General features: G+C 68.6%; 25 protein-coding genes and 1 pseudogene. 6 read left to right on the top strand and 20 right to left on the bottom strand.

What is annotated here, in order from left to right; genetic code table 11:
• Positions 1–11: 11 nt before the first annotated feature.
• Both HSX14_RS16615 and HSX14_RS16610 read left to right on the top strand, forming a co-directional pair.
• Positions 12–848, top strand: coding sequence for an AraC family transcriptional regulator (locus tag HSX14_RS16615; RefSeq protein ID WP_173180352.1), 837 nt, complete (start codon positions 12–14; stop codon positions 846–848).
• Between the two features lie 93 nt (positions 849–941).
• A complete protein-coding gene (locus HSX14_RS16610) occupies positions 942–1,541 on the top strand; it encodes a LysE family translocator (protein WP_173180353.1) in 600 nt (199 codons plus the stop codon).
• A 315-nt stretch (positions 1,542–1,856) separates the two neighbouring features.
• Here HSX14_RS16610 and HSX14_RS16605 read toward each other — a convergent pair whose 3' ends face one another.
• From HSX14_RS16605 to paaA, 15 genes and pseudogenes are all read right to left on the bottom strand, one after another.
• Complete coding sequence (locus HSX14_RS16605; RefSeq protein ID WP_173180354.1) at positions 1,857–2,378, bottom strand: cytochrome c family protein; 522 nt, start codon at positions 2,376–2,378, stop codon at positions 1,857–1,859.
• Positions 2,379–2,392: 14 nt separating this feature from the next.
• The gene (locus tag HSX14_RS16600) at positions 2,393–2,914 is read right to left on the bottom strand and encodes a methylamine dehydrogenase light chain (protein ID WP_021217250.1); all 522 of its coding nucleotides are present in this window, start codon (positions 2,912–2,914) and stop codon (positions 2,393–2,395) included.
• A gap of 15 nt (positions 2,915–2,929) precedes the next feature.
• Entirely contained in the window at positions 2,930–3,547 is a 618-nt protein-coding gene (gene mauD, locus HSX14_RS16595) for a methylamine dehydrogenase accessory protein MauD (protein WP_173180355.1), read from the bottom strand.
• 3 nt (positions 3,548–3,550) lie between these two features.
• Entirely contained in the window at positions 3,551–4,090 is a 540-nt protein-coding gene (locus HSX14_RS16590; protein ID WP_173180356.1) for a MauE/DoxX family redox-associated membrane protein, read from the bottom strand.
• 9 nt (positions 4,091–4,099) lie between these two features.
• Positions 4,100–5,245 carry an amine dehydrogenase large subunit gene (locus tag HSX14_RS16585; protein ID WP_173180357.1) on the bottom strand — a complete coding sequence of 382 codons (1,146 nt, stop codon included), beginning with the start codon at positions 5,243–5,245 and terminating at the stop codon, positions 4,100–4,102.
• 419 nt (positions 5,246–5,664) lie between these two features.
• Positions 5,665–6,744 (bottom strand): annotated as a pseudogene (locus HSX14_RS31645) (methyl-accepting chemotaxis protein); the annotation flags it as partial.
• A 1,110-nt stretch (positions 6,745–7,854) separates the two neighbouring features.
• A complete protein-coding gene (locus tag HSX14_RS16575) occupies positions 7,855–9,192 on the bottom strand; it encodes an alginate export family protein (protein WP_173179674.1) in 1,338 nt (445 codons plus the stop codon).
• 227 nt (positions 9,193–9,419) lie between these two features.
• Positions 9,420–11,474: a phenylacetic acid degradation bifunctional protein PaaZ gene (paaZ, locus tag HSX14_RS16570; protein WP_173179672.1), complete on the bottom strand. Its 2,055-nt coding sequence runs from the start codon at positions 11,472–11,474 to the stop codon at positions 9,420–9,422.
• Positions 11,475–11,549: 75 nt separating this feature from the next.
• Positions 11,550–13,196 (bottom strand): cation acetate symporter, encoded by a 1,647-nt coding sequence (locus HSX14_RS16565; RefSeq protein ID WP_173179670.1) that lies wholly within the window; start codon positions 13,194–13,196, stop codon positions 11,550–11,552.
• The gene (locus HSX14_RS16560) at positions 13,193–13,501 is read right to left on the bottom strand and encodes a DUF485 domain-containing protein (protein WP_173179668.1); all 309 of its coding nucleotides are present in this window, start codon (positions 13,499–13,501) and stop codon (positions 13,193–13,195) included. Before HSX14_RS16560 ends, HSX14_RS16565 begins: the two co-directional genes overlap by 4 nt.
• A gap of 167 nt (positions 13,502–13,668) precedes the next feature.
• Positions 13,669–14,745, bottom strand: coding sequence for a 1,2-phenylacetyl-CoA epoxidase subunit PaaE (paaE, locus tag HSX14_RS16555; RefSeq protein ID WP_173179667.1), 1,077 nt, complete (start codon positions 14,743–14,745; stop codon positions 13,669–13,671).
• Positions 14,746–14,821: 76 nt separating this feature from the next.
• A complete protein-coding gene (gene paaD, locus HSX14_RS16550) occupies positions 14,822–15,355 on the bottom strand; it encodes a 1,2-phenylacetyl-CoA epoxidase subunit PaaD (protein WP_173179665.1) in 534 nt (177 codons plus the stop codon).
• Positions 15,342–16,103, bottom strand: coding sequence for a 1,2-phenylacetyl-CoA epoxidase subunit PaaC (gene paaC, locus HSX14_RS16545; protein ID WP_173179663.1), 762 nt, complete (start codon positions 16,101–16,103; stop codon positions 15,342–15,344). The genes paaD and paaC overlap by 14 nt, the downstream gene beginning before the upstream one ends.
• Positions 16,104–16,113: 10 nt before the next feature.
• The gene (gene paaB, locus HSX14_RS16540) at positions 16,114–16,395 is read right to left on the bottom strand and encodes a 1,2-phenylacetyl-CoA epoxidase subunit PaaB (RefSeq protein ID WP_111262632.1); all 282 of its coding nucleotides are present in this window, start codon (positions 16,393–16,395) and stop codon (positions 16,114–16,116) included.
• A gap of 50 nt (positions 16,396–16,445) precedes the next feature.
• Positions 16,446–17,438, bottom strand: a complete 993-nt coding sequence (gene paaA / locus HSX14_RS16535; protein WP_173179661.1) for a 1,2-phenylacetyl-CoA epoxidase subunit PaaA — start codon at positions 17,436–17,438, stop codon at positions 16,446–16,448.
• A gap of 530 nt (positions 17,439–17,968) precedes the next feature.
• On the opposite strand from paaA, the gene HSX14_RS16530 reads away from it, so the two are divergent.
• Positions 17,969–18,193 (top strand): hypothetical protein, encoded by a 225-nt coding sequence (locus HSX14_RS16530; protein WP_173179659.1) that lies wholly within the window; start codon positions 17,969–17,971, stop codon positions 18,191–18,193.
• A 12-nt stretch (positions 18,194–18,205) separates the two neighbouring features.
• Entirely contained in the window at positions 18,206–18,388 is a 183-nt protein-coding gene (locus tag HSX14_RS16525) for a hypothetical protein (RefSeq protein WP_173179655.1), read from the top strand.
• Positions 18,389–18,559: 171 nt separating this feature from the next.
• On the opposite strand, the gene HSX14_RS16520 is transcribed toward HSX14_RS16525, so the two are convergent.
• Positions 18,560–18,913 carry a DUF1428 domain-containing protein gene (locus tag HSX14_RS16520; protein ID WP_173179653.1) on the bottom strand — a complete coding sequence of 118 codons (354 nt, stop codon included), beginning with the start codon at positions 18,911–18,913 and terminating at the stop codon, positions 18,560–18,562.
• A 172-nt stretch (positions 18,914–19,085) separates the two neighbouring features.
• On the opposite strand from HSX14_RS16520, the gene HSX14_RS16515 reads away from it, so the two are divergent.
• Together HSX14_RS16515 and HSX14_RS16510 are read left to right on the top strand one after the other, a co-directional pair.
• Complete coding sequence (locus HSX14_RS16515; RefSeq protein ID WP_173179651.1) at positions 19,086–19,397, top strand: type II toxin-antitoxin system HigB family toxin; 312 nt, start codon at positions 19,086–19,088, stop codon at positions 19,395–19,397.
• Positions 19,394–19,765: a helix-turn-helix domain-containing protein gene (locus HSX14_RS16510; RefSeq protein ID WP_173179650.1), complete on the top strand. Its 372-nt coding sequence runs from the start codon at positions 19,394–19,396 to the stop codon at positions 19,763–19,765. The genes HSX14_RS16515 and HSX14_RS16510 overlap by 4 nt, the downstream gene beginning before the upstream one ends.
• 54 nt (positions 19,766–19,819) lie before the next feature.
• Here HSX14_RS16510 and paaK read toward each other — a convergent pair whose 3' ends face one another.
• From paaK to paaH, 4 genes are all read right to left on the bottom strand, one after another.
• Entirely contained in the window at positions 19,820–21,133 is a 1,314-nt protein-coding gene (gene paaK, locus HSX14_RS16505) for a phenylacetate--CoA ligase PaaK (protein ID WP_173179647.1), read from the bottom strand.
• Between the two features lie 90 nt (positions 21,134–21,223).
• A complete protein-coding gene (pcaF, locus tag HSX14_RS16500) occupies positions 21,224–22,429 on the bottom strand; it encodes a 3-oxoadipyl-CoA thiolase (protein ID WP_173179645.1) in 1,206 nt (401 codons plus the stop codon).
• Positions 22,422–22,871 (bottom strand): hydroxyphenylacetyl-CoA thioesterase PaaI, encoded by a 450-nt coding sequence (gene paaI, locus HSX14_RS16495; protein WP_173179643.1) that lies wholly within the window; start codon positions 22,869–22,871, stop codon positions 22,422–22,424. The genes pcaF and paaI overlap by 8 nt, the downstream gene beginning before the upstream one ends.
• Positions 22,858–24,381: a 3-hydroxyacyl-CoA dehydrogenase PaaH gene (gene paaH, locus HSX14_RS16490; RefSeq protein ID WP_173179641.1), complete on the bottom strand. Its 1,524-nt coding sequence runs from the start codon at positions 24,379–24,381 to the stop codon at positions 22,858–22,860. The genes paaI and paaH overlap by 14 nt, the downstream gene beginning before the upstream one ends.
• Position 24,382: the final 1 nt, after the last annotated feature.

The raw sequence follows: 24,382 nt of genomic DNA, 5'->3' as shown, positions 1-24,382 counted from the left end.
TGGAGAGCCCCTTGGAACATCGCAACTGGATCGATCTCGCGCAGGACGGTGACACGGGCATCGAGACCATCCGCGCCCATTTCCAGGGCCACGCCTACGACCCGCACTGGCACGACAGCTACCTGGTCGGCGTCACCGAACAGGGTGTGCAGCAGTTCAACTGCCGGCGCCGGCGCAACGTCAGCACGCCGGGGCAGGTGTTCCTGCTGGAGCCGGGCGAGATCCATGACGGCCACGCGCCCACCGAGGAAGGCTTCACCTATTCCACGCTCTACCTCGACCCGCACTGGATCGAGCGCGAGATGCACGCGCTGTTCGAGGACGCCCCGGCCGGCTGCCAGCCGAGCTTCGCCGACACCCTGGCCCACGACCCGACCCTGGCGCATGCCACCCTGCAGGCCTTCAACGCCCTGCACGGCAAGGAGGTGCGCATGCTGCGCCAGGCCGCCATCGACAACCTGCTGGCGAAGATGACCGGGCACCTGCACTGGCGCCTGTGCCAGCCACAGGACCCGCGCCTGCCCCGGGTGGCGCTGCGCGCGCGGGACTACCTGCACGCGCACCTGGACGAGGAGATCGGCCTGGACGACCTGGCCCGCATCACCGGCGTCGACCGCTTCCGCCTCACCCGTGCCTTCAAGGCCGCCTTCGGCCTGGCCCCGCACGCCTACCTGATCCAGCTGCGCCTGGCTCGCGCCCGCACCCTGCTGGCCCGGGGCGACACGCCGGCGCAGGTCGCCAGCGCCCTCGGCTTCGCCGACCAGAGCCACCTCGGGCGCTGGTTCCGCCGCGCCTACCGGCTGACCCCGGCGGACTACCGCAAGCGCTGCTCAAAGCTTCCAGACTGAGCCGCGCGCGGCGGTGAACATGGGGCTCGTCTTCACAGGAGCCTCGCCGATGTCCCGTTCCCTCTCGCTTCACCCTCATTGCGGGGGCTGACCATGGAACAGCTGCTGCCTTTCCTGCTGTTCGCCTTCGTCGCCTCCATCACCCCGGGGCCCACCAACATCCTGGTGCTCAGCAACGCCTCGCGCTTCGGCCTGGGTGCGGCGCTGCCCATCGTCCTCGGCGCCTGCTGCGCCGCTGCGGCCATCGTCCTGCTGGTGGGGCTGGGCCTGGGCGAGGCGCTGGCCAGCCACCCGCTGTTGCAACGCGCCATGGCCTGGGCGGGCATCGCCTGGCTGAGCTGGCTGGCCTGGCAGATCTTCCGCAGCGAGGCGCGTTCGCTGGACGACCCGGCCGACCCCGGTGCGCGCCTCGGCCTGGGCGGCGCCATCGGCCTGCAGCTGGTCAACCCCAAGGTGTGGATGATGGCCCTGGCGGTGGTCGGTGTATTCGCCGGGGAGGGCGCCGACAAGGCCGCGCGGGTGGTGACGCTGTCCCTGGTGTTCCTGCTGGTGTCCATCCCCTGCATGGGCGCCTGGGCGCTGCTCGGCTTCGGCAGCGCCCGCCTGTGGCGCAGCGCCACCGCGCAGAAGCGCTTCAACCAGGCCATGGCGCTGCTGCTCCTGGCCTCGGCCTGGCTCAGCCTGGTGGTGTGAAGCGTGTAGGGGCGAATTCATTCGCCCGCTGCCCCGACTCGGAGTCTCCTGGGACACCGCTGGTGGATGAAAAGAGCGTCATCCACCCTACGATCGGGCACGGTGCCGTAGGTTGGCGCCGAGCGCAGCGAGGCCCAACGCCGCGACGCCCGGCCTCGCTGCGGGCTTTCCCTGTGGGAGCGGCTTCAGCCGCGAAAGCCCCCCCGCCGGCACCTTGCTGCGAGTGAGCAGGCACTCCATCGGCTCCCACAATGGGCCACCGCAGCCCAATAAAAAGCCCGCCATGAAGGCGGGCTCGAAGGTGGAGCGGGGCACTCAATAGTCCATGCCGTCCTCGATGGGGATGCCCTGTTCGCGCATCCGCGCGATCAGTTCGGCGCGGGTGCCGGGCAGGTTGAGCATGTTCACCTTGCGCAGGCGGGTGACTTCCTCGGCGCTGTAGGGCACGTAGCGCGCGGGCATGCTCTTGCCGGCCATGCCGTCCTCGCGCATCAGCCAGTTGAGCAGGTCGGCCAGCTGCGCGTCGTTGAGCGCGGACTGGGACATGCCCGGCACGCGCACGAGGAACTCGCGGCCGCCCTCGACCTTGAGGAAGTTGCCGACGAAATCCTTCATCCGTGGCGTGTCGTTGGCTTTCGAGCCGGTGCCGTCGCCCAGGTGGCAGCCGGCGCATTGCAGCTGGTAGTTCACCGGCGTGCTGTAGCCCGCCTGGGAGATCGGCTTCTGCTGCGCCTCGTTGCCGGGCGCGGCCCGCTGGTGCGGGTCGGGGATGGCCCGGGCGAACGCCGGCGGGGCTGCCATGGCGCAGGCCAGCGCGGCGATCAGCAGTGCTCGCATGACAACCCCTCCGTTCATATCGCCACGCCGCGGATCACCGAGATGGTGCAGTGGTAGATGTGCGACTTGGCGGCCAGGCACCAGTTCACGTCGTTGTTGTTGAAGGGGCGGTAGGCCGGCTCCTCGCTGTCGTTGCGGGTACAGGCGCACTGGGCGCAGCTGTGCTTACCGCAGCAGTCGTTGTAGGAAATGATGTAGTCCTTGCCGTCCGCCGGGTTGCGGCAGGTACCGATCCAGGTCACCTGGGACACCTCGGTGCCCGGCGGGCAGGAGGTGACGGTGCCGCCGCAGCAGCTGCAGAGGAAACCGTCGATGGAGCAGTAGCGCCAGTAGTCGCAGCTGGTCGGGTCGCCCGGGTCGCCGGCCTGGGGCGCCTCGGCGGCCAGGGCCTTGGCGGTGCGGTCGATGGGCAGCAGCACCGGCAGCGCGGCGCCGGCCACCATCAGCGAGCCGAAGCGGGCCAGCAGCTTGCGCCGGGAGGTGGTGTCGGCGACGTGCCGGGCGGAGCGTTCGAACAGGAGATCGAGCAGTTTCATGGAAGTCTCCCTTCCTTATTGTTGTGCGGAGTGCGAGTGGCCATGGGAATGGCCGCCGTGCAGGTACTGCTGCAGGGTCGCGCTGCCCAGGTGTTCGGTCTCGAACAGGCTGTCCAGGTGCTCGCGGGAGTTGACCAGGCCCTTGGCACGCAGGGTGCCGGCCTTGTCGATCAGCGCGGCGTAGGGGAGCTTGCCGATCTGGTAGGTCATGCCCACTTCCGGGCCGACCACGTAGGTGACGTCTTCGAGCTTGTGCTCGCGGATCAGCGCGGCCTGGGCGTCCATGTCGCCGTCGCTGACGTAGACCACCTCCAGGCGGTCGGCCTGTTCCCTGGCGATGGAACGGATGGCCGGCAGCAGGGATTTGCAGATGGGGCAGGTGGGCGAGAGGAAGAACAGCAGCTGTGCCTTTTCGCCGGCGTAGCCGAAGTTCACCGGGCGGCCGTTGCGGTCGGCGGCGGTCACCTTGGGTGCGGCATCACCGACGGCGACGCCCTTGTCCATCATCAGCGCGCCGGCCGGGGCCAGGCGTGCGTGGAGGACGCCGATCTGGCGCACCAGGCCCATCACGGCGAAGGCCAGGGCGAGCAGCAGGCACCAGAGCAGGATGTTGGAAACGATCAGGCCTTCCATATTTCACCTTCCAATGAGTTTGAGCAGACGGGGGCTGTTGGCCAGCAGGCCATCGGCCGCGGCATAGATGAGCAGGGCGACGGCGGCCGCGGCGATCACCACGAAGCCGTCGAAGACGCCCAGTTCGCGGGCGCCGGGGGTGAGGGTGGCGACCAGCGCCAGGGCCACCAGCACCGCGTTGCGCAGCAGCAGCTGCGGGCGGATGGGCTGGGACTGGTCCGGGCCGGAGCAGCCGCAATCGATGTCGCGACGGCCGCGCCACAGGTTCAGGCCGATGGCGCCGGCGTAGGCGGCCAGCAGCAGGGCCGCACCGAGCGCGGCGACGCTGCGGCTGGCGGGCACCAGCAGGGCGAAGGCCAGGGCCACCTCCAGCAGCGGCAGCAGCCGGGCGAAGGGCTTGAGCAGCGCCTTGGGCAGCAGCTGATAGGCCTCCACCTGGTCGCGGAACCGGGCCGGGGCGCGCAACTTGTGGGTCGCGGCGCTGGCCAGGATCACCGCGACGGCGAGGGCGCTGGCGATGATGAAGATCGGGTCGCTGTACATGCGGACCTCCTAGTGGCTGAGGATCTGGATCGGGGTTTTGGCGATCTTTTCCATGGTGCCGGTGTGCTTGCCGCTGGCCAGGTCGAAGACCTCCAGCCCGCCGGTGATGTTGGTACCCAGCAGCAATGGCTTGTCGTCGTTGGTGGCGGCCAGGCTCCAGATCGGGTTGGGCGCTTCCAGGGTGGCGACCTTCTTGCCGGTCTTCAGGTCGTAGACCCAGACGAAGGGACTCGGGTCTTCCCATTTCATCGGCTCGTGGGCGTCGTGCATCAGCACGTACAGGCGGTTGAGCTTCGGTGCCACGGCCAGCAGCTGCCAGCCACCCGGTGCCCAGCCGGCCTTGCGCTCGGCGTCGGTGGTCAGCGACCAGGGTTCGAGCATCTTCGGCGTGTCGCCGGAGAAGTCCACCCCGCGCACCTCGCCCTCGGTGGTGGTGAAGTAGTAGCGCTCGCCCACGGCGATGCCGCGCTCCACCAGCTTCTCGGCGTTGGGGTCGAAGAACGGCGTCTGCGTGCGCGAGGCTTCCTTGCCGCTCTCGTCCAGCGTGATCACCTGCAGCTTGCCGTCGCCGCACAGCGAGGCGAAGGCGCGCTTGCCCACCGGGTAGTTGAGCACGCAGCCGGGGATGGCGATCTCGGCGGTCACCGCCTTGGCCTGGGTGTCGACCACGGTCACCGAGGTGGACGGGGTGAAGTTGTAGACGTAGACGAAACGGTCGTCGCTGCTGGTGCCCAGTGAGTAGCGCTGGGTCAGCATCTCGGCGCGCTTGGTGGGGATCAGCACCTCCCAGGACGGCGACAGGGTCGAGGTGTCCCAGGCGGTCAGCACGTCGGTACGGGTGCCCCGGGTGCCGCGCGAATAGAACAGGTCGGCGGTGTACAGGCGCTTGCCGTCGCGGCTCAGGGTCGAGGGCGCGGCGAAGCCGGTGCTGACCATGCCGAGCATCTTCTTCTTCTCCGGGTCCACCACCGTCACGCGGCCGGCGACGAAGTTCTCGAACTCCACGTCGACGATGTAGGCGCGGTGCGGTTCGGGCGGGAAGGGCAAGGTCACCTGGCCGATGGTGTCGGCGGGAAGGTCCGCATGGGCGTTCAGCCCCGCCAGCGCAAGGCCGAGGCTCAGCGCTGAATGGACGAGGATCCTGTTTATTCGCATTAGGGGGGCTCCCTGAATTATTGGTCTGGCGGATCGCGGGTACGTTGGCAGATTTCTGCAGTACCAGTCTGCCTTGTGGCTGTGCCAGGGAAATTGCTCTGTCTGCCAACCCGTTGTCTGCCTGTGCCAGCCGTTGTGCCGGCGTGCCAGGGGGTTGCGTACAGGTGAAAGTGTAGTGCCGGTTGTCCAGTGGGCCCCCGCGTGCGCGGGGGTGACGGTGTGTGGGGATGGTTGTGCTCCCCTCGTCATCCTCGCGAACGCGGGGATCCACTCAAGCCGGCGGGCACGGCGTTGCCTGGGGCGCCGCATCGCGAATGAATTCGCTCCCACGGGGTGACGGGGTAACGCGAACCTTTCCGCCCCTCGTCATCCTCGCGAACGCGGGGATCCACTCAACCCAGGGGGCACGGGGCTGCCGGTCAGATGCGGAAGCTGCCCACCAGGTGCTTGAGCCGTTCGGCCTGTTGCTCCAGGTCGGCGCAGGCGCGCAGGGTGGCCTGGAGGTTTTCCACGCCTTCCTGGTTGAGGGTGTTGATCTCGGTGATGTCCATGTTCAGCGCTTCGACCACGGAGGTCTGTTCCTCGGTGGCGGTGGCGACGGACTGGTTCATGCCGTCGATCTCGCCGATGCGCTGGGTGACGCTGGAGAGGCGTTCGCCGGCCAGGTTGGCGATCTCGACGCTTTGCTGGCTGTAGCGCTGGCTCTCGCTCATGGTGCCGACCGCCTCGCGGGAGCCGACCTGCAGTTCCTCGATCATCTGGTGGATCTCCTGGGCCGACACCTGGGTGCGGTGGGCGAGGTTGCGCACCTCGTCAGCGACCACGGCGAAGCCACGGCCGGCCTCACCGGCGCGGGCCGCTTCGATGGCGGCGTTGAGCGCGAGCAGGTTGGTCTGCTCGGAGATGCCTTTGATCACGTCGAGGATCTGGCCGATGTTGACCGTCTTGCCGGCGAGGGTCTCGATCTGTGCGCTGGAGGCGCTGATCTTGCTGGACAGCTCATGCATGGCGGTGAGGGTCTTGCCGACCACCTGCTTGCCTTCCTCGGCCAGTTCGCGGGCATCGGAGGCCTGGTGCGAGGCGTCGGCGGCGTTGCGGGCGATCTCCTGGGCAGCGGCACCCAGCTCGTTGATCGCGGCAGCCACGCTGTTGGTGCGCTGGGCCTGCTCGTCGGAGTTGCGCAGCGAGGCGTTGGAGGCGGCCAGCACCCGTTGGGCGACCTCGTTGACCCGCCCCGTGGCCGAGGCCACCTCGCCCATGGAGGCGTGGATGCGTTCGACGAATCGGTTGAAGGCGGCGGCCAGCTTGCCCAACTCGTCGCGGGAGTGCACGGCCAGGCGACCGGTGAGGTCGCCTTCGCCCTGGGCGATGGCTTCGAGCATGCGCGTCAGGCCTTGCAGCGGGCGGGTGATGCGGAAGGCGGCGAACCAGATCAGCAGCACGCCGAGCAGGGCGGCGCCGCTGCCCAGGCCGAACTCCAGGGCGGAGCTGGCCAGGCGCTCGGCGTCCAGCTCCTTCTGCAGGGTTTCGGCCGGGGCCAGCAGCACGCGTTGCGGCACCGTCGCCAGCACACCCCAGGGCGCGGCGCCGGGGATGGGCTCCAGCGGCTCCAGGACACGGATGCGCTGCTCGTCCACCAGGCTGCGCGCCTTGGCCTCGCGCAGGCTGCCGAGCACGGCGTCGGCGCCCTCGGGCAGGGCCTGGTCGAGGCGCTTGCCCAGGGCGTTGGCATCGGCGCTGTAGCCGGCGACCACGCCACCGGTGCTGAGGATGCCCAGCTGGCCGGCGCCGTCGAACAGCTGGGCGCTGCCGTCCAGGGCGCTGCGCTGCAGGGCGTCGAGGCTGATGTCGAGGCCGACCACGGCGATCACCTTGCCGTTCTCGATCAGCGGGAAGGCGACGCTGGTGACCAGCCGACGGGTACCGGAGGCGTCGTCGAAATAAGGTTCCAGCAGGCAGGCGCGGCGGCTGTCCCGGGGGCAGGTGTAGAAAGCGTTGTAGGGGCTGCCGCTGGGGCCGGGCGAGGTGTCGGTGAGGATCTGCTCCGGGCCGACCACCGGTTGCAGCTCGCCGGGCTTGCCTTGCACCCAGTACAGCGAGAAGCGCCCGGCGTCGTTGCCGAAGGCCTGGTCCTGGCCGACGAACTGGCTGTCGGCGCCGTCCAGCGCGTCGCGCTCGAAGATGACGAAAAGCCCGAGCAGGTCGGGCTTGGCGAGGACGGCGCTGCGCATCTGTTCGGCCACGCGCTGGCGCAGTTCGGCGGCGGTCAGCTCGCCGGCCGTCGCCCGCGCCCGCAGGTAGAGGACAAAGCGCGACAGGCCCTGGCCGTATTCGTAGGTCTGCAGGAAGGTGCGCTGGATCTGCAGCGCCTGCACGCGGGCCTGGGCCTGCATGTGGGCTTCGGCAGCGTTGGCCAGCATGCGGCTGCTGGAGGCCTTGACGCGTTCGGTGCTGAGCCGGGTCTGGTACAGCGAAAGCCCCACCAGCAGCGCCACCACGAGGATCAGGCAGGCGCTGGCGAGCAGGGTGATGCGGCTCTGGATGCTCAGGGAAGGTGTACGCATGGCGTGCTCGGGGGGAAGGGCGGCGGGAGGCCCGCCGCCAGGGGCTCAGAAGTGGCTGGCGAAGACCAGCTGGGTGTAGAGGTTGCGGTCGTTGCTGCCGATCTGGGTGCCGCCGTTGTCGGCGCTGCGGCTGGGCTCGAACAGGCCCACCACCGGCATGATCACCAGGTTGTCGTTGACCGCCCACTCGGCGTAGAGGTCCAGCTCGCGGCCGTCGAAGTTGCCCAGGTTGCGGTCGATGGTGTCGAAGTCGAAATACAGCGCGCCGATGCTCAGGTTCTCCAGCGGGGTGGCCTTCAGCGCCACGTGCTGGACGCGGGTGTTGCTGTTGAAGGGGCCGGCGTAGTTGGCCGCGACCTCGCCCTGGAACCAGGTGCCGTAGCCCCGGTTGAAGCCGAAGAACAGCGGGTCGAAGGCTTCGGAGAAGCGGCTGTAGCGGTAGCTGACGCTGGGGCTCCAGGGCAGGTCGGCGAAGGTCCAGCCGGCTTCCAGGTACCAGGCGTCCTCGTTGTCGGCGGTCTTCTTGTCCTGCCAGGCGTATTCGCCGGAGAGGAACAGGTTCTCCACGCCGGCGTTGCCCTGGGCGCGCAGGCTGTAGGTCTTCATGCCGTCGCGGTCGAGCTGGATGGGGGAGGCGTACTCTTCATCGATGTCGCGGATGTCGATCCAGGTCAGGCCGACGGTGCCTTGCTCGGCCACGTGCTCCAGGGTGCCGACGAACAGCTCGGGCCTGGCCTGGGAGCGGTTGTCGGACTTCAGCCACATCAGGTCGCCGCGCCAGCCGTCCTTGCCGCCGATGCGCAGCACGGCGGTCTGGTCGAAGGCCTTGCGCGCCGCCAGCCAGTAGGCGCCGCCACGGTCGAACTCGCCATCGGCCGGGCCGTTGCCCAGGTTCAGCGCGTCGCCGTTGATCAGGAAGCCGTCGCCCACCGAGATGTTCTGGCGGCCGAAGGAGACGTCGATGCCGTCCTCGCCCAGGGCCTCGAACAGGCTGCCGGAGCGCCAGCCGAGGTAGGCGTCCTCGATCTTGGTGGTGCGCTCGTCGCCGTCGGTGAAGCCCGCCGCGTCGCCATCGCCCCAGGTGGCGGAGCTGAGCAGGTTGAACGCGCCGTAGCCGGTGCCGGCGCCGCCCAGGCCCTGGTCGCCGCTGATGCCGTACTTGATGTAGCCCTCGCGCCAGCTGGACGAGCCTTTGTCCTTGGTGCCGGTGGTGGCGTAGTTCTTCTGGCTGTGGAAGACGCCGAACACGGCTTCCAGGTCGGCGTTGAGGTGGGTGTCCTCGTCGGCGTAGAGCTCGTAGGCCCCGGCCTGGGTGGCGCAGGCCACCAGCAGGGCCAGGGTCGAAAGGCGGAACAGCGGCGTGACGCGGGTGAGAGTTTGCATGCGTGGGATTCCCGTTGTTGTTGGTGTTGGCGTGGGGGGCTCTACGCGGATCGGCCCATGCGGCGATGGTACGTATCGCCCTCGCGCGAGCCTTGTGCCTGCTTGCCAACCGCTTGGCTGTGCATGCCAGATTGCGTGGGAATCGTTCGGGTGTAGGGCAGAGGGGTGAACCCGGGCTGAAGCCCGGGCTACCTGGAGTTGCGGGGAGGTGCTGCGCGATACCTGGCTCAGGCAGGGCGCTTGAGCACCAGGGTGAGGATGTCGTAGCTGGCGACCAGCTCGCCGTTCTGGTTGGTGACTTCCACGTCCCAGGCCACCACGCCCTGGGGTTCGCCCTTGGCGCTCTTCTTGCCCTGGTCGATCTTGCGCTTGCAGGTCAGGCGCGCCTGAATGGTGTCGCCGATGCCCACCGGGTTGATGAAGCGCAGGGTATCCAGGCCGTAGTTGGCCAGCACCGGGCCCGGGGCCGGGGAGACGAACAGTCCGGCGGCGGCGGAGAGCACGAAGTAGCCGTGGGCGATGCGCTTGCCGAACTGGGATTCCTTGGCCGCCAGCTCATCGAAGTGCATGTAGAAGTGGTCGCCCGAGAGGCAGCCGAAGTTGACGATGTCGGCCTCGGTGACGGTGCGGCGGTGGGTGAGCAGCGACTCGCCGACCTGCAGCTCGTCGAACCAGCGGCGGAACGGGTGCACCTCGGTCTCGATCAGCTTGGCGCCACGCACGTATTCGCCGGTGACGGCGGCGAGCATGGTCGGCGAGCCCTGCACGGCGGTGCGTTGCAGGTAGTGTTTCACCGCGCGTAGGCCGCCCAGTTCCTCGCCACCGCCGGCGCGGCCGGGGCCACCGTGCTTGAGCATCGGCAGCGGCGAGCCGTGGCCGGTGGATTCGGCGGCGGATTCGCGATCGAGAATGTGCAGGCGCCCGTGCAGGGCGGCGGCGCGCGGCACCACGTAAGCGGCGACGGCGGGGTCGCGGGTCACCAGGCTGGCCACCAGGCTGCCCTTGCCACGGGCGGCGAGGGCGATGGCTTCGTCGATGTCGTCATAGGCCATCAGCGTGCTCACCGGGCCGAAGGCCTCGATGTCGTGGGCGCCGCCTTCGGCATGCGGGTCGCGGGCGCGCAGCAGGGTCGGGGCGAAGAAGGCACCTTCGGCGACGCCTTCACCCTGCGGGGCGAAGCCGTCGCGGGCGCCGAACAGCAGCTCGCTGCCGGCCAGCAGTGTTTCCACCCGCGCGGCGACGTCGGCCTGCTGGGCGTGGGAGGCCAGGGCACCCATCTTCACGCCGTCGATGGCCGGGTCGCCGATCACCACCTTGGCCAGGCGCTCGCGCAGGCGCTCGGCCACGGCGTCGATGTGTTTCGCCGGCACGATGGCGCGGCGGATGGCGGTGCATTTCTGCCCGGCCTTGATCGTCATCTCGCGGGCCACTTCCTTGACGAAGAGGTCGAACTCCGGGTCGTCCGGGGTGATTTCCGGGGCGAGGATGGCGCAGTTGAGCGAGTCCGCCTCGGCATTGAAGGGAACCGAGTGGCGCACCAGGTTGGCGTTCACCCGCAACTTGGCGGCGGTGTCGGCGGAGCCGGTGAAGGTCACCACGTCCTGGCCCTGGAGGCGGTCGAGCAGGTCGCCCGTGCCGCCGATCACCAGTTGCAGGCTGCCTTCGGGCAGCAGGCCGGATTCGTGCATCAGGCGCACGGCGGCCTCGGTCAGGTAGCTGGTGGCGGTGGCCGGCTTGACGATGCAGGGCATGCCGGCGAGGAAGCTCGGCGCGAACTTCTCCAGCATCCCCCAGATGGGGAAGTTGAAGGCGTTGATGTGCACGGCGAGGCCGCCGCGCGGCACCAGGATGTGGGTGCCGGCGAACAGGCCCTGCTTGCCCAGCGGCATGGCCGGGCCTTCGTGCACCACGTTGCCCGAGGGCAGCTCGCGGGTGCCGATGCCGGCATAGGCGAAGAGGGTGCCGCTGCCGCCTTCGATGTCGATCCAGCTGTCGGCGCGGGTGGCGCCGCTGTGGCGCGACAGGGCGTAGAGCTGCTCCTTGCGCTCGTTGAGGTACAGGCCCAGGGCCTTGAGCCGCGCGGCGCGTTGCTGGAAGTCCAGCGCCATCAGCGCGGGGATGCCCCGGCGGCGGCCGAACTCGACGGCCTCGGCGAAATCCGGGCGCTCTTCATGGGTGCGGCACAGCGCGCTGCCGTCGATGGCGCTGCGCAGGGTCTGGGCGCCGTGCTGGCCGATCCAGCGGCCGGCGATGAGGCTCTGCAGGGTGGTGAGGTTGCTCATGGTGGTTCTCCTTGAGGCGGTGTCCGAGGTGTAGGGGCCGCCCGGCTCCGGCAGGAGCATGGGGCGGCCGAGGAGTCAGTGACGGCTGGCGGCGGCAGCGCCGATGCCGGTCATGGAGCGGATGAACTGGGCCAGGTAGCGGCCGCGTTCCCGGGTGGCGCGTTCGGAGCGGTCGGTGACCGAGAACAGCCAGGCGCTGGAGAAGGCCAGGGTCATGGAGAACAGCGCCGGGTTGGCGTAGGGGAACAGCGCCTGCTCGTGGTGCAGCACGTTGACCCAGACCGCCGGGCTCGCCACCAGCAGGGCGATGGCCGAGGCCAGGCCGGCCAGGCTGCCGGCGACGGCGCCCCGGGTGGTCAGGCCCTTCCAGAACATGGAGAGGAACAGCACCGGGAAGTTGACCGAGGCGGCGATGGCCAGCACCAGGCCGGAGAGGAAGGCGATGTTCTGCGACTCGAAGAGGATGCCGAGGATCACCGCCAGCACGCCGATGCCCAGGGTGGCGATACGCGATACGCGCATCTCCTCGCGCTCGCTGGCCTGGCCCTTGCGCACCACGCAGGCGTAGAGGTCGTGGGACACCGCCGAGGCACCGGACAGCGCCAGGCCGGCGACCACCGCGAGGATGGTGGCGAAGGCCACGGCGGAGATGAAGCCGAGGAACAGGCTGCCGCCCACGGCGTGGGACAGGTGCACGGCGACCATGTTGCCGCCCCCGATGATGGCGCCGGCGGCGTCGCGGAATTCGGGGTTGGTGCCGACCATGACGATGGAACCGAAGCCGACCACGATCAGCAGCAGGTAGAAGTAGCCGATGAAGCCGGTGGCGTAGAACACCGATTTGCGCGCCTCCTTGGCGTCGCTGACGGTGAAGAAGCGCATGAGGATGTGCGGCAGGCCGGCGGTGCCGAACATCATGCCGAGCCCCAGGGAAATGGCGTCGACGGGGTTCGACAGCAGCCCGCCCGGGGCCATGATCGCGGCGCCCTTGGCGTGCACCGAGGTGGCGGCGGCGAACATCGCCTCGGTGCTGAAGCCGAAGTGCCGGAGCACCATGAAGGCCATGAAGCTGGTGCCCGAGAGCAGCAGCACCGCCTTGATGATCTGCACCCAGGTGGTGGCGAGCATGCCGCCGAAGGTGACGTAGCAGACCATCAGCACGCCCACCAGCAGCACGGCCTGCAGGTAGCTGAGGCCGAACAGCAGCTCGATCAGCTTGCCGGCGCCGACCATCTGCGCCACCAGGTAGAGCAGGGCCACGGTGAGGGTGCCGAAGGCGGCGGTGATGCGGATCGGGCTCTGGTCGAGGCGGTAGGAGACCACGTCGGCGAAGGTGAAGCGGCCCAGGTTGCGCAGGCGCTCGGCGATCAGGAAGAGGATGATCGGCCAGCCGGCGAGCACGCCCAGGGCGTAGAGCAGGCCGTCGTAGCCGTTCATGAACATCATCGCGGAGATGCCGAGGAAGGACGCCGCGCTGATCATGTCCCCCGCGATCGCCAGGCCGTTCTGGAAGCCGCTGAGGCCGCCCCCGGCGGTGTAGAAGTCGGCGGTGGAGCGGGTGCGCAGGGCGGCCCAGCGGGTGATGCCGAGGGTGAAGAGGACGAACGCCAGGAACATGTAGATGGCGTTCCAGTTCAACGGCCGCGCGCCGGCATCGGCTGCCAGGGCAGTGCCCGAGGCCAGCAGGGCGGAGGATGCACAGAGGGCGAGGAGGGGCTTCATGGCGCGCACTCCTGCTTGAGCTTGTCGTTCAGCGGGTCGAGCACGCGGTTGGTGCGCGCCACGTAGATGCCGGTGAGGCCGAAGGCCAGCAGGATGATGACCACGCCCACCAGCATGCCGACGCTGGTGACCCCACCGCTGAGGGAACGACCGAGCAGCTCCGGGGCGAAGGCCACCAGCAGCACGAAGCCGTAGTAGATCGCCAGCATGGCGGCGGTGAGGGACCAGGTCAGGCGCTGCTTGCGCCGGACCAGCTGGATGAAATCCGGGTGTTGCCGGATGCGATCGAGGTCGTGCGGGGTCATGGTTGCTCTCTCTTTTCTTGTGGTTGTCGAGGCGGTGCAGCGCAAGTGAAACGGGCGGAGCTGGTGCTTCTCGGAGGGTGGGCTTCAGCCCACCGATGGGCGCGCGTGGCGTGCTGGTGGGCTGAAACGGAGCGCCGCCCGGCCCACCCTACGGTTCGGGGTTGGGGTCAGAGCTGGTCGAAGTCCAGGGTCACGTTCTCGCTGACGGGATAGGACTGGCACGACAGCACGTAGCCGGCGGCCACCTCGTAGTCCTCCAGGGCGAAGTTGCTGTCCATCTCCACCTCGCCCTCGACCACCCGGCACTTGCAGGTGGAGCAGACGCCGGCCTTGCAGGAGTAGGGGAGTTCCAGGCCCTGGGCGTTGGCGGCGTCGAGCAGGCTCTGGCTGTTGCGCGCCAGCGCGAAGCTCACTTCGCGACCGTCGCTGATCACCGTCACCCGGCTTTGCGCGCTGCCTGCCTCTTGGGCGGCCTCGCGGGCTTCGCGCCTGTGCTCGCTGCCGGCGGCGGCGAACAGCTCGAAGTGGATGCGCTCGGCCGGCATGCCGTTGGCGCGGAGCTGGTCGCGCACGGTCTCGGTCATCGCCTGCGGGCCGCAGATGAACGCGGCGTCCAGGGCGCGCACGTCGATCCAGCGCTGGAACAGCTGGCCGCACTTGTCGGCGTCGATGCGGCCGTTGTAGAGGTCCACGTCCTGCTGCTCGCGGCTGAACAGGAAGATCAGGTTGAGGCGCTGCAGGTAGCGGTTCTTCAGGTCCTCCAGCTGCTCGCGGAACAGTGCGGAGGCACTGGAACGGTTGCCGTAGAGCAGGGTGACGCGGCTGTGGGGCTCGGTTTCCAGGGTGGTCTTGACGATGGAAAGGATCGGCGTGATGCCGCTGCCGGCGGCGACCGCGAGGTAGTGGCCGCGGCGCACCGGGTCCAGCGGCACGTTGAAGTGGCCGGACGGGGGCATCACCTCCAGGCTGTGGCCGGCCTTGAGCTGCTCGTTGGCCCAGCTGGAGAAGCGCCCACCCGCCACGCGCTTGACCGCGACGCGCAGCTCGCCGTCGTTGACGCCGGTGCAGATGGAGTAGGAGCGGCGCACTTCCTCGCCGTCCAGTTGGGTGCGCACCACCAGGTGCTGGCCCTGGGTGAAGCGGAAGCTCTCGCGCAGCGCGGCGGGAATGTCGAAGGCGATGGATACGGCGTCGCGGGTTTCCGGGCGCACGTCCTTGATGGTCAGGCTGTGGAACTTGCTCATTGTTGTTCTCCCGCGGCTTTACCGCATGGAGGACGAATACAACCGGTGCCAGTGGCAACGGACTGTGTTCGCTCTCCTATATGCACTTGAAGTAATCGAACGGCTCCCGGCAGTCCTTGCAACGGTGCAAGGCCTTGCAGGCCGTGGAGCCGAATTCGCTCAACTGTTCGGTATGCACGCTGCCGCACTGCGGGCAGCGGATTTCCGGGGCGTCCCCCAACAGGGCGCGCTTGCTGGTGCTGCCGCTGGGCGGGGCGATACCGTAGGCGCGCAGGCGCTCGCGGCCCTCGTCGCTGATCCAGTCGGTGGTCCAGGCCGGTGCCAGGCGGCGTTCCAGGTTCGGCGCGGCGAAACCGGCGCCTTCCAGTGCCCGTTCGATGTCGCGCTCGATCACCTCGGTGGCCGGGCAGCCCGAGTAGGTGGGGGTGACCACCACGTGCAGGTGGCCGCCCTGCCAGTCGAGGGCGCGGACGATGCCGAGGTCGACCACGCTGACCACCGGCACTTCCGGGTCCATCACCGCGCCGAGCACCGACCAGGCGCGCGCCAGGTCGGCGGGCACGCCGGGGCGGGCGCCACGGTCGCTGGCGATCAGCTCACCAGGACGCATCGGGATGGGCCCTCTGCAGGAACTGCATCTCGGCCAGCAGCAGGCCCAGGTGCTCGGTGTGCAGGCCGCGTCGACCGGAGAGGTAGAAGTGGCTGGCCGGCTCCGGCAGCGGCAGGGTGGCGCTGGCGAAGGTATCGGCGACCCTGGCCCGCCAGGCGGCGGCGATGTCCGCAGGCTCCGCTGCGATGCCGGCAGCGGCCAGGCGTTGCTCCACCTCGTCGCCGTTCACCAGCTCGACGGTGAAACGCCACACCTCGCGGGTCGCTGCGAGCATGCGCCGGTGGCTTTCCTCGGTGCCGTCGCCCAGGCGCTGCACCCATTCGCTGGAGCGGCGCAGGTGGTAGGTGACTTCCTTGAGGGCCTTGGCGGCGATGCCGGCGATGCGTTCGTCACTGGAGTTGCTGAGGCCGTGGAGCACCTGGAAATGCCAGGCGTCGTAGAGGAACTGCTTGGTGATGGTCACCGCGTAGTCGCCGTTGGGCTGTTCCACCAGCAGCAGGTTGCGGTAGGCGCGCTCGTCACGGCGGTAGGCCAGGTGGTCGGCGTCGCGGCCCTCGCCCTGCAGCTCGGCGGCGTATTCCAGCCAGTTGCGGGCCTGGCCCACCAGGTCGAGGCCGACGTTCATCAACGCCAGTTCCTCTTCCAGGGCCGGGGCCTTGCCGCACCACTCGCAAAGGCGCTGGCCCTGCACCAGGGCGCTGTCGCCGAGGCGCAGCAGGTATTCGATCAGGTCGTGCTTGGCAGTCATGGCAGGCGCCTCACATGTGGCCGACTTCGGCCGGCAGCTCGTAGAAGCTGGCGTGCCGGTAGACCTTGTCCTCGGCCGGGTCGAACAGCGGCTCCTTCTCGTCGGGGGAGGAGGCGGTGATCAGCGCGGAGGGCACCACCCAGAGGCTCACGCCCTCGTTGCGGCGGGTGTACAGCTCGCGGGCGTTCTCGATGGCCATGGCGGCGTCGGCGGCGTGCACGCTGCCGACATGCTTGTGGTTGAGGCCGTGCTTGCTGCGCACGAAGACCTCGAAAAGGGTCCATTCAGACATGGTTTTATCTCCTCGCGTGGGCCTGCTCGTGTCAGGCCGCTTCTTGTTGGTCAGGCGGCGTCGCGCTTCTGTTGTTGTTTACGGGCATGGGCCACCGCGGCTTCGCGGACCCAGGCGCCGTCTTCGATGGCCTTGCGGCGGGTGGCGATGCGCTCGTGGTTGCAGGGGCCGTTGCCCTTGAGCACTTCGTAGAACTCGTCCCACTGGATCTCGCCGAAGTCGTAGTGGCCGCGTTCCTCGTTCCACTTCAGGTGCGGGTCCGGCGCGGTGCAGCCGAGCAGCTCCAGTTGCGGCACGGTCTGGTCGATGAAGCGCTGGCGCAGCTCGTCGTTGCCCTGGCGCTTGATCTTCCAGGCCATGGACTGGGCGCTGTTGGGGGAGTGTTCGTCGCTGGGGCCGAACATCATCAGCGAGGGCCACCAGAGGCGGTTGATGGCGTCCTGGACCATGTCCTTCTGCGCCCGGGTGCCGTTGCGCATCATGTGCAGGAGGATTTCGTAGCCCTGGCGCTGGTGGAAGGACTCTTCCTTGCAGATGCGGATCATGGCGCGGGAGTAGGGGCCGTAGGAGGTGCGCTGCAGCACCACCTGGTTGACGATGGCGGCGCCATCCACCAGCCAGCCCACCGCGCCCATGTCGGCCCAGCTCAGGGTCGGGTAGTTGAAGATGCTCGAATACTTGGCGCGGCCGCTGTGCAGCTTGGCCACTTCCTCGTCACGGCAGGCGCCCAGGGTCTCCATGGCGCTGTAGAGGTAGAGGCCGTGGCCGGCCTCGTCCTGAATCTTCGCCATCAGCTGCAGCTTGCGCTTGAGGGTGGGCGCGCGGGTCACCCAGTTGCCCTCCGGCAGCATGCCGACGATCTCGGAATGCGCATGCTGGGAAATCTGCCGGATCAGCGTCTGCCGGTAGGCGTCCGGCATCCAGTTCTTCGGCTCGATCTTGATTTCCGCATCGATCTTTTCCTGGAAGGCGCGCTCTTCCGGGGACATCTCCTCCAGCGCCTTCACGCGCTTCACGCCGGTCTCTACCAATTGTGCGTACATGCCGTTCTCCAGCCATGCGGGTTCGTGGGGTGGCTTGGCCATGGCGCTAGTTTTAAATGATACAAAAATAAATATCAAATTAAAAAACGGGTGTCGGAATTGAAAGCGGCAAGCGGCAAGCGGCAAGCGGCAAGCTTGAAGCTTGAAGCTTGAAGCTTGAAGCTTGAAGCTCAGAGCCAGAGCCAGAGCCAGAGCCAGAGCCAGAGCCAGAGCCAGAGTGATTGGCTGTGGCTGGGCGCTTGTTGGCTTTTTCTTCCAGCTTCAGGCTTCAAGCTTCCGGCTAATGAAAAGAGATTCAATATTTCAGGAGAAGCCGTCAGTTTCCGTTCCCTTTACTATTTTTTACAATTGCCTTCCAAAGCTTAAAAGACCGGCGTCGCGCGCCTTTGCATACTGCCGGCCTGCCATCGGCATTGGAGGCTTTCATGTTCAGGCGCGGGTGTTCTTCCTTCTGTTTCCATCCGGGTTCCGGCACGGCGTTGGTGGCTTGGCGGGGGCAGGGGGCGTGGCCGTTCGCGGTGCCTTCTTCGGTGGCGCTCGGGCGCCTGGCACTCGCGCTGCTGGCCTGTGGGTTGGGGATGGTGGTGCTGGTGGCGGTGCTGCGTCCGTTCTTCGCCTGCGCCGATGGCGGGTTGTGCCTGCCGCTGTTCTCGGCCGAGCTCGGTGAGCTGCTGGGCGTGCTGGTGGCGCTGGAGCTGATGGCCGTCGCCTGGCTGGTGCGCTCGCTGCGCGGGCTCGTCCACGGCAACCGATGAGGCGAGGGGCTGATGGAAGCGATCGAAGTACTGCTGGTCACCCCGCATGTGGCCGAGCTGCATGCCCAGGCCCTGGCGGAGGGCGCCACCGAACTGGCCGCACCCGCGCGCGAGGATTCGGGCCGCGTCGCCTCACGCCTGCGCTGGGCGGACGGGGTGCTGGTGGCCCTGCAATCCCCAATGCTGGAGCCCTGATCGGGTGTGCGTAGGGTGGGCTTCAGCCCACCGCTCAGCACACCCCAACGCCGGAGCTGACCGCTTTCTGTAGGGGCGACTTCAGTCGCCAAGCGGCGCATCGCGCCGCCCTTGTGGGAGCGAATTCATTCGCGAAGAAGTCCCGGGCTGAAGCCGGGCTACCCATGCCCATCAGGCGTCGACTATCACCTCGAAGCCGCCATAGATCATGCGTTGCCCGTCGAAGGGCATCTTCTCGGGATCGGGGTGCAGGCGCGGGTCGTCCATGGATTTCTTCATGCCCTCGTCGCGCGCCTGGCGGGAGGGCCAGGTGATCCACGAGAACACCACCGTCTCGTCGTCCTTGCGTTTCACCGCCATGGGGAAGGAGGTCACTTTGCCCTCCGGCACGTCATCACCCCAGCACTCGACGACGCTGAGGGCGCCGTGGTCCTTGAACACCTGGGCGGCGGTGCGGGCGAGGGCGATATAGGCCTCGCGCTTGGCGGTGGGCACGGGGACGACGAATCCATCTACATAGCTCATGAGCGATCTCCTGGTTCGTGGCGCGCGGCGATCCGCGTGCCGCTCTCGTTCGGTAGTCGTTTCAGGATTGGCGATTGAGACAATTCATGGGCGGATACCCGTGTTGTTCCGACAGGCGGCGTGGCGGTTCCAGGTTGTGTATGATCCCATCCTGGGACTAGCATCGCCCTCCATGAGAATCGTCGCGATCAGCCAGTTGAAGGCTTTCTGGGAGCGTCATCCCGAGGCGGAGCAGCCCCTGCTGGCCTGGATCGATGAGGCAAGGCGGGCGCAGTGGGAAAGCCCAGCCGATATCAAGGACCAGTACCGCAACGCGAGCATCCTCAAAAGCCGCCGGGTCGTCTTCAATATCAAGGGCAACGACTATCGGCTGGTGGTTGCGGTCGCCTGCCGCTTCGGTGCGCTCTATATCAAGTTCGTCGGCACTCACCGGGAGTACGACGCTATCGACGCCAACACCGTGGAAATGGATCAGAGACCATGAATATTCGCCCGATTCGCACCGATGCGGATTACCGCGCAGCGCTCGAGCTGGTGGCGCCGCTCTTTGAGAATGAGCCGGAGCCGAACACGCCCGAGGGCGATTTCTTCGAGGTGATGCTCACCCTGATCGAGGCCTATGAGGCGCGTCACTTCCCGGTCGACTTGCCGGGGCCGGTGGAGGCCATCAAGTTCCGCATGGAACAATCCGGGCTGACCGTGGCCGATCTGGTGCCGGCCATTGGGCGCCCCAATCGGGTCTACGAGGTGCTCAATGGCAAGCGCTCCCTCACCTTGCCGATGATCTGGAAGCTGCACGAGATGTTCGGCATCCCTGCGGAGAGCCTGATCAAGCCACCGACCCACGCCTGACCGATAGCAGCATGAAAAAGCCCCGCCTGTGCGGGGCTTTTCATTTGCGGCGGCTTACGCCTTGGCGCGGTTGTCGTAGACGTGGCAGGCCTTGCCTTCGGAGCGCTTCAGCGAATAGGCCGGGCGCAGCACGACGCGCGAGGTGATGCCGATGTAGGTCTTGATGTGGCGGCCCAGCTCGCTGCACAGCGCCAGTTCCTGCGCCTGGTCCAGCGGCTCCAGGCCATGACGGGGTTCGACATGGACTTCCATGCTGTCGAGGTTGCCGGTGCGCGAGAGGTGGATCTCGTAGGTCTCGGCCAGTTGGCGGACCTTGAGCACCTGCTCCTCGATCTGCGTGGGGAAGACGTTGACGCCGCGGATGATCAGCATGTCGTCGCTGCGCCCGGTGATCTTGTCGATGCGCCGCATGGGGCGCGCGGTGCCCGGCAGCAGGCGGGTGAGGTCGCGGGTGCGGTAGCGGATCATCGGCAGCGCCTCCTTGGACAGGGAGGTGAACACCAGCTCGCCCATCTGCCCGTCCGGCAGCACCTGGCCGGTCACCGGGTCGATGATCTCGGGGTAGAAGTGGTCCTCCCAGATGGTCGGGCCGTCCTTGGTCTCGGCGCATTCCATGGCCACGCCCGGGCCCATGATTTCCGAGAGGCCGTAGATGTCCAGGGCGGTGATGCCCAGGCGCTCCTCGATGGCGCGGCGCAGTTCGGCGGTCCAGGGTTCGGCGCCGAAGATGCCCAGGCGCAGGGCCAGCTTGTGCGGGTCCAGGCCCTGGCGCTCGATCTCGTCGGCCAGGTTGAGCATGTAGGAGGGCGTGACCATGATGATGTCCGGCTGGAAGTCGCGGATCAGCTGGACCTGCTTCTCGGTCTGGCCGCCGGACATGGGGATCACGGTGCAGCCCAGGCGCTCGGCGCCGTAGTGGGCCCCCAGGCCGCCGGTGAACAGGCCGTAGCCGTAGGAGACGTGCACCTTGTCGCCCTTGCGGCCGCCGGCGGCGCGGATCGAGCGCGCCACCACGTTGGCCCAGGTGTCGATGTCGTTCTGGGTGTAGCCGACCACGGTGGGCTTGCCGGTGGTGCCGCTGGAGGCGTGGATGCGCACCACCTCTTCCTGGGGCACGGCGAACATGCCGTAGGGGTAGTTGTCGCGCAGGTCGGACTTGCCGGTGAAGGGGAAGCGGGCGAGGTCGTCGTGGCTCTTCAGGTCGTCCGGGTGCACGCCCAGTTCGTCGAAGCGCTGGCGGTACAGGGGCACGTTGCGGTAGGCGTGGTCGAGGCTCCAGCGCAGGCGCTCCAGCTGATGCTGGCGGAGCTGGTCGACGCTGGCGGTTTCCATCGGGTCGAGCAAGGCGGCATTGGCGATCATGTTCATTTCATCACTCGTATTGTTCTTGTGCGTGGCGCTGGGCGCCTGAGTGCAGGAAGGCAGGATACTCCCGGCCTTCCCGGCCCGGTGTGGCGGTTACAGTTTTTCGATGACCAGGGCGATCCCCTGGCCGACGCCGATGCACATGGTGCAGAGGGCGTAGCGGCCGGAGCGGGCTTCCAGTTCGTGCAGCGCGGTGGTGACCAGGCGCGCGCCGCTCATGCCCAGCGGGTGGCCCAGGGCGATGGCGCCGCCGTTGGGGTTGACCCGTGGATCGTCGTCGGCCGGTTTCAGCTCGCGCAGCACGGCCAGGCCCTGGGCGGCGAAGGCTTCGTTGAGTTCGATCACGTCCATGTCGGCGAGCGACAGGCCGGCGAGGGCCAGCACCTTGCGCGTGGCCGGCACCGGGCCGATGCCCATGATGCGCGGCTCGACCCCGGCGCAGGCCATGGCCACCACCCGGGCGCGTGGCCTGAGGCCGAAGCGCCGGGCGGCATCGGCACTGGCCAGCAGCAGGGCGCAGGCGCCGTCGTTGACGCCGGAGGCGTTGCCGGCGGTGACGCTGCCGCCTTCGCGGAAGGGCGTGCCGAGGCGCGAGAGCTGCTCAAGGGTGGTGTCGCCGCGCGGGTGTTCGTCGTGCTCCACCCACTTCGACGGGCCTTTGCGCTGGGGGATCTCCACCGGGACGATCTCCTTCGCCAGTCGACCGCTGGCCTGGGCGGCGGCGGCCTTGAGCTGGCTGCGCAGGGCGAAGGCGTCCTGGTCGGCGCGGCTGATGCCGAACTGCTCGGCGACGTTCTCCGCCGTCTCGGGCATGGAGTCGATGCCGTACTGGTGCTTCATCAAGCGGTTGACGAAGCGCCAGCCGATGGTGGTGTCGAACAGCTCCGCGCTGCGGCCGAAGGCCTGCTCGGACTTGCCCATCACGAAGGGCGCGCGGGACATGGATTCCACGCCGCCGGCCAGCATCAGCCCGGCCTCGCCGCAGCGCAGGGCGCGGGCGGCGCTGCCGATGGCGTCCAGCCCCGAGCCGCACAGGCGGTTGAGGGTGGTGCCGGGCACCGTGACCGGCAGGCCGGCGAGCAGGGCGGCCATGCGCGCGACGTTGCGGTTGTCTTCGCCGGCCTGGTTGGCGCAGCCGTAGATCACGTCGTCGACGGCGCTCCAGTCCAGCTCGGGGTGGCGCTGCATCAGGGCGCGGATCGGCACCGCGCCGAGGTCGTCGGCGCGAACGGAGGACAGGGCGCCGGCATAGCGCCCGATGGGCGTGCGCACGGCGTCGATGATCAGGGCGTCATTCATGCAGGGATTCCTCGTCGAGCAGGGTGCCGCGCACCTTGTAGGACTTGCCGTGGAACAGGGCGATCAGCTGCCCGTTCTGGTTCTCGATGCGCACGTGGTAGTTGCCGGTGCGGCCGCTGCGGCTCTGTTCGGTGGCCTGGGCGGTGAGGGTGTCGCCCAGGTGCGCCGGGGCCACGTAGTCGATGCTGCAGCCGATGGCCACGGTGACTTCGTTGTAGGTGTTGCAGGCGAAGGCGAAGGCCGAGTCGGCCAGGGCGAACAGGTGGCCGCCATGGCAGGTGCCCACGCCTTGCAGCATGTCGGCGCGCACGCTCATGCCCACGCGCGCGGCACCGGGGGCCACCGAGAGCAGGCGCATGCCCATGGCCTGGCTGGCGGCGTCGCGTTCGTACAGGGTGCTGGCGCAGGCCTCGGCCAGCGACAGGGCTTCACGGTTGGTCATGCAGGGTCCTCCCTTCGGCCACCCGGCGGCGCAGGGCCAGCGAGGGGCGGTAGCGCGGCTCGCCATAGGCGGCCTGCAGGTTGTCCAGGGTCCGCAGCACCTGGGGAAGGCCGATGGTGTCGGCCCAGGCCAGCGGGCCGCGCGGGTAATTGACCCCGGCGCACATGGCCAGGTCGATGTCGGCGGCGCTGGCGACCCCGTGGAGCAGGGCGTCGGCGCCTTCGTTGGCGAGCATGGCCACGGTGCGCAGCACGGCGAGGCCGGGGACGTCCGCCAGCGGGCTGGCACCGATGCCGGCGCGGGCGAGCAGGGCGACGGCCGCGTCGATGGCGCCCTGGCGGGTGCCGGCCGCCCAGCTGATGCCGAGGCGCTCGGTGCGGCCGTAGTCGAGGGCGAGGTCCAGCAGCACCAGGTTGTCGAGGCCGTCCTCGCGGGCGCGCTGGGTGGCCAGGCGGCCGTCGCTCAGGGCCAGGGTGGCGTCGCCGACCCGCAGCAGCCCGGCACCGTCACGGCGGGTGACCTGCACGCCGGCCCGTTCCAGGCGCTGTGCCAGGGGCTGGGCGGTACCGAGGTCGCCCTCCAGGGCGCAGGCCTCCACCGTCGCCGTGCTGGCGAGTGTGGAGGGCTGCGGACGTTCGGCGCCTTCGCTGTAGTCATAGAAGCCCCGGCCGCTCTTGCGTCCCAGGCGGCCGGCTTCCACCAGCTCCTTCTGGATCAGTGAGGGCTGGAAGCGGGCGTCGCCGTAGTAGGCGTCGAACACCGAGCAGGTGACGGCGTAGTTGACGTCGTGGCCGATCAGGTCGGTGAGCTCGAAGGCGCCCATGCGGAAGCCGCCGGCCTCGCGCATGAGGGCGTCCAGGGTGGCGCAGTCGGCCGCGCCTTCCTGCAGCAGGCGCAGGCTTTCGGCATAGAAGGGGCGCGCCACGCGGTTGACGATGAAGCCGGGGGTGGAGCGCGCGTGCACCGGCTGCTTGCCCCAGGCGCGGGCGGTTTCGAACAGGCAGCCGGCCAGCGCCGGCTCGCTGTCGAGGCCGGAGACGATCTCCACCAGCGCCATCAGTGGCGCCGGGTTGAAGAAGTGCATGCCGAGCACGCGGCCCGGGTGCCGCAGGCCGGCGGCGAGGCTGGTGATGGACAGCGACGAGGTGTTGCTGGCGAGGATGCAGCCCGGCGCGCACAGCGCTTCCAGCCGCTGCAGCAGCTCGCGCTTGATCTCCAGCTTCTCGACGATCGCCTCGATCACCAGGCCGGCGTCGGCCAGCGCCTCCAGCTCATCGGCCGGGCGCAGGCGGGCGAGGGTGGCGACATGGGTGGCGGCGTCCAGCTTGCCTTTCTCCACCAGGCGCGCGAGCTGCCGGTCGATGCCGGCGATGGCCTGGGCGGCGGCGCCGGTGCGGGTGTCGTACAGGCGCACCGGGTGCCCGGCCTGGGCGGCGACCTGGGCGATGCCGGCGCCCATGGCGCCAGCGCCGATCACGGCCACCGGGGTTTCCTTGTTCAGGGCGTGCATG

The sequence above is a fragment of the Pseudomonas tohonis genome (genome assembly GCF_012767755.2).
GTDB classification, from domain to species: domain Bacteria; phylum Pseudomonadota; class Gammaproteobacteria; order Pseudomonadales; family Pseudomonadaceae; genus Metapseudomonas; species Metapseudomonas tohonis.
Note: the sequence above shows the minus strand (reverse complement) of the source record. Positions and strands in the feature narration are given on the sequence as shown.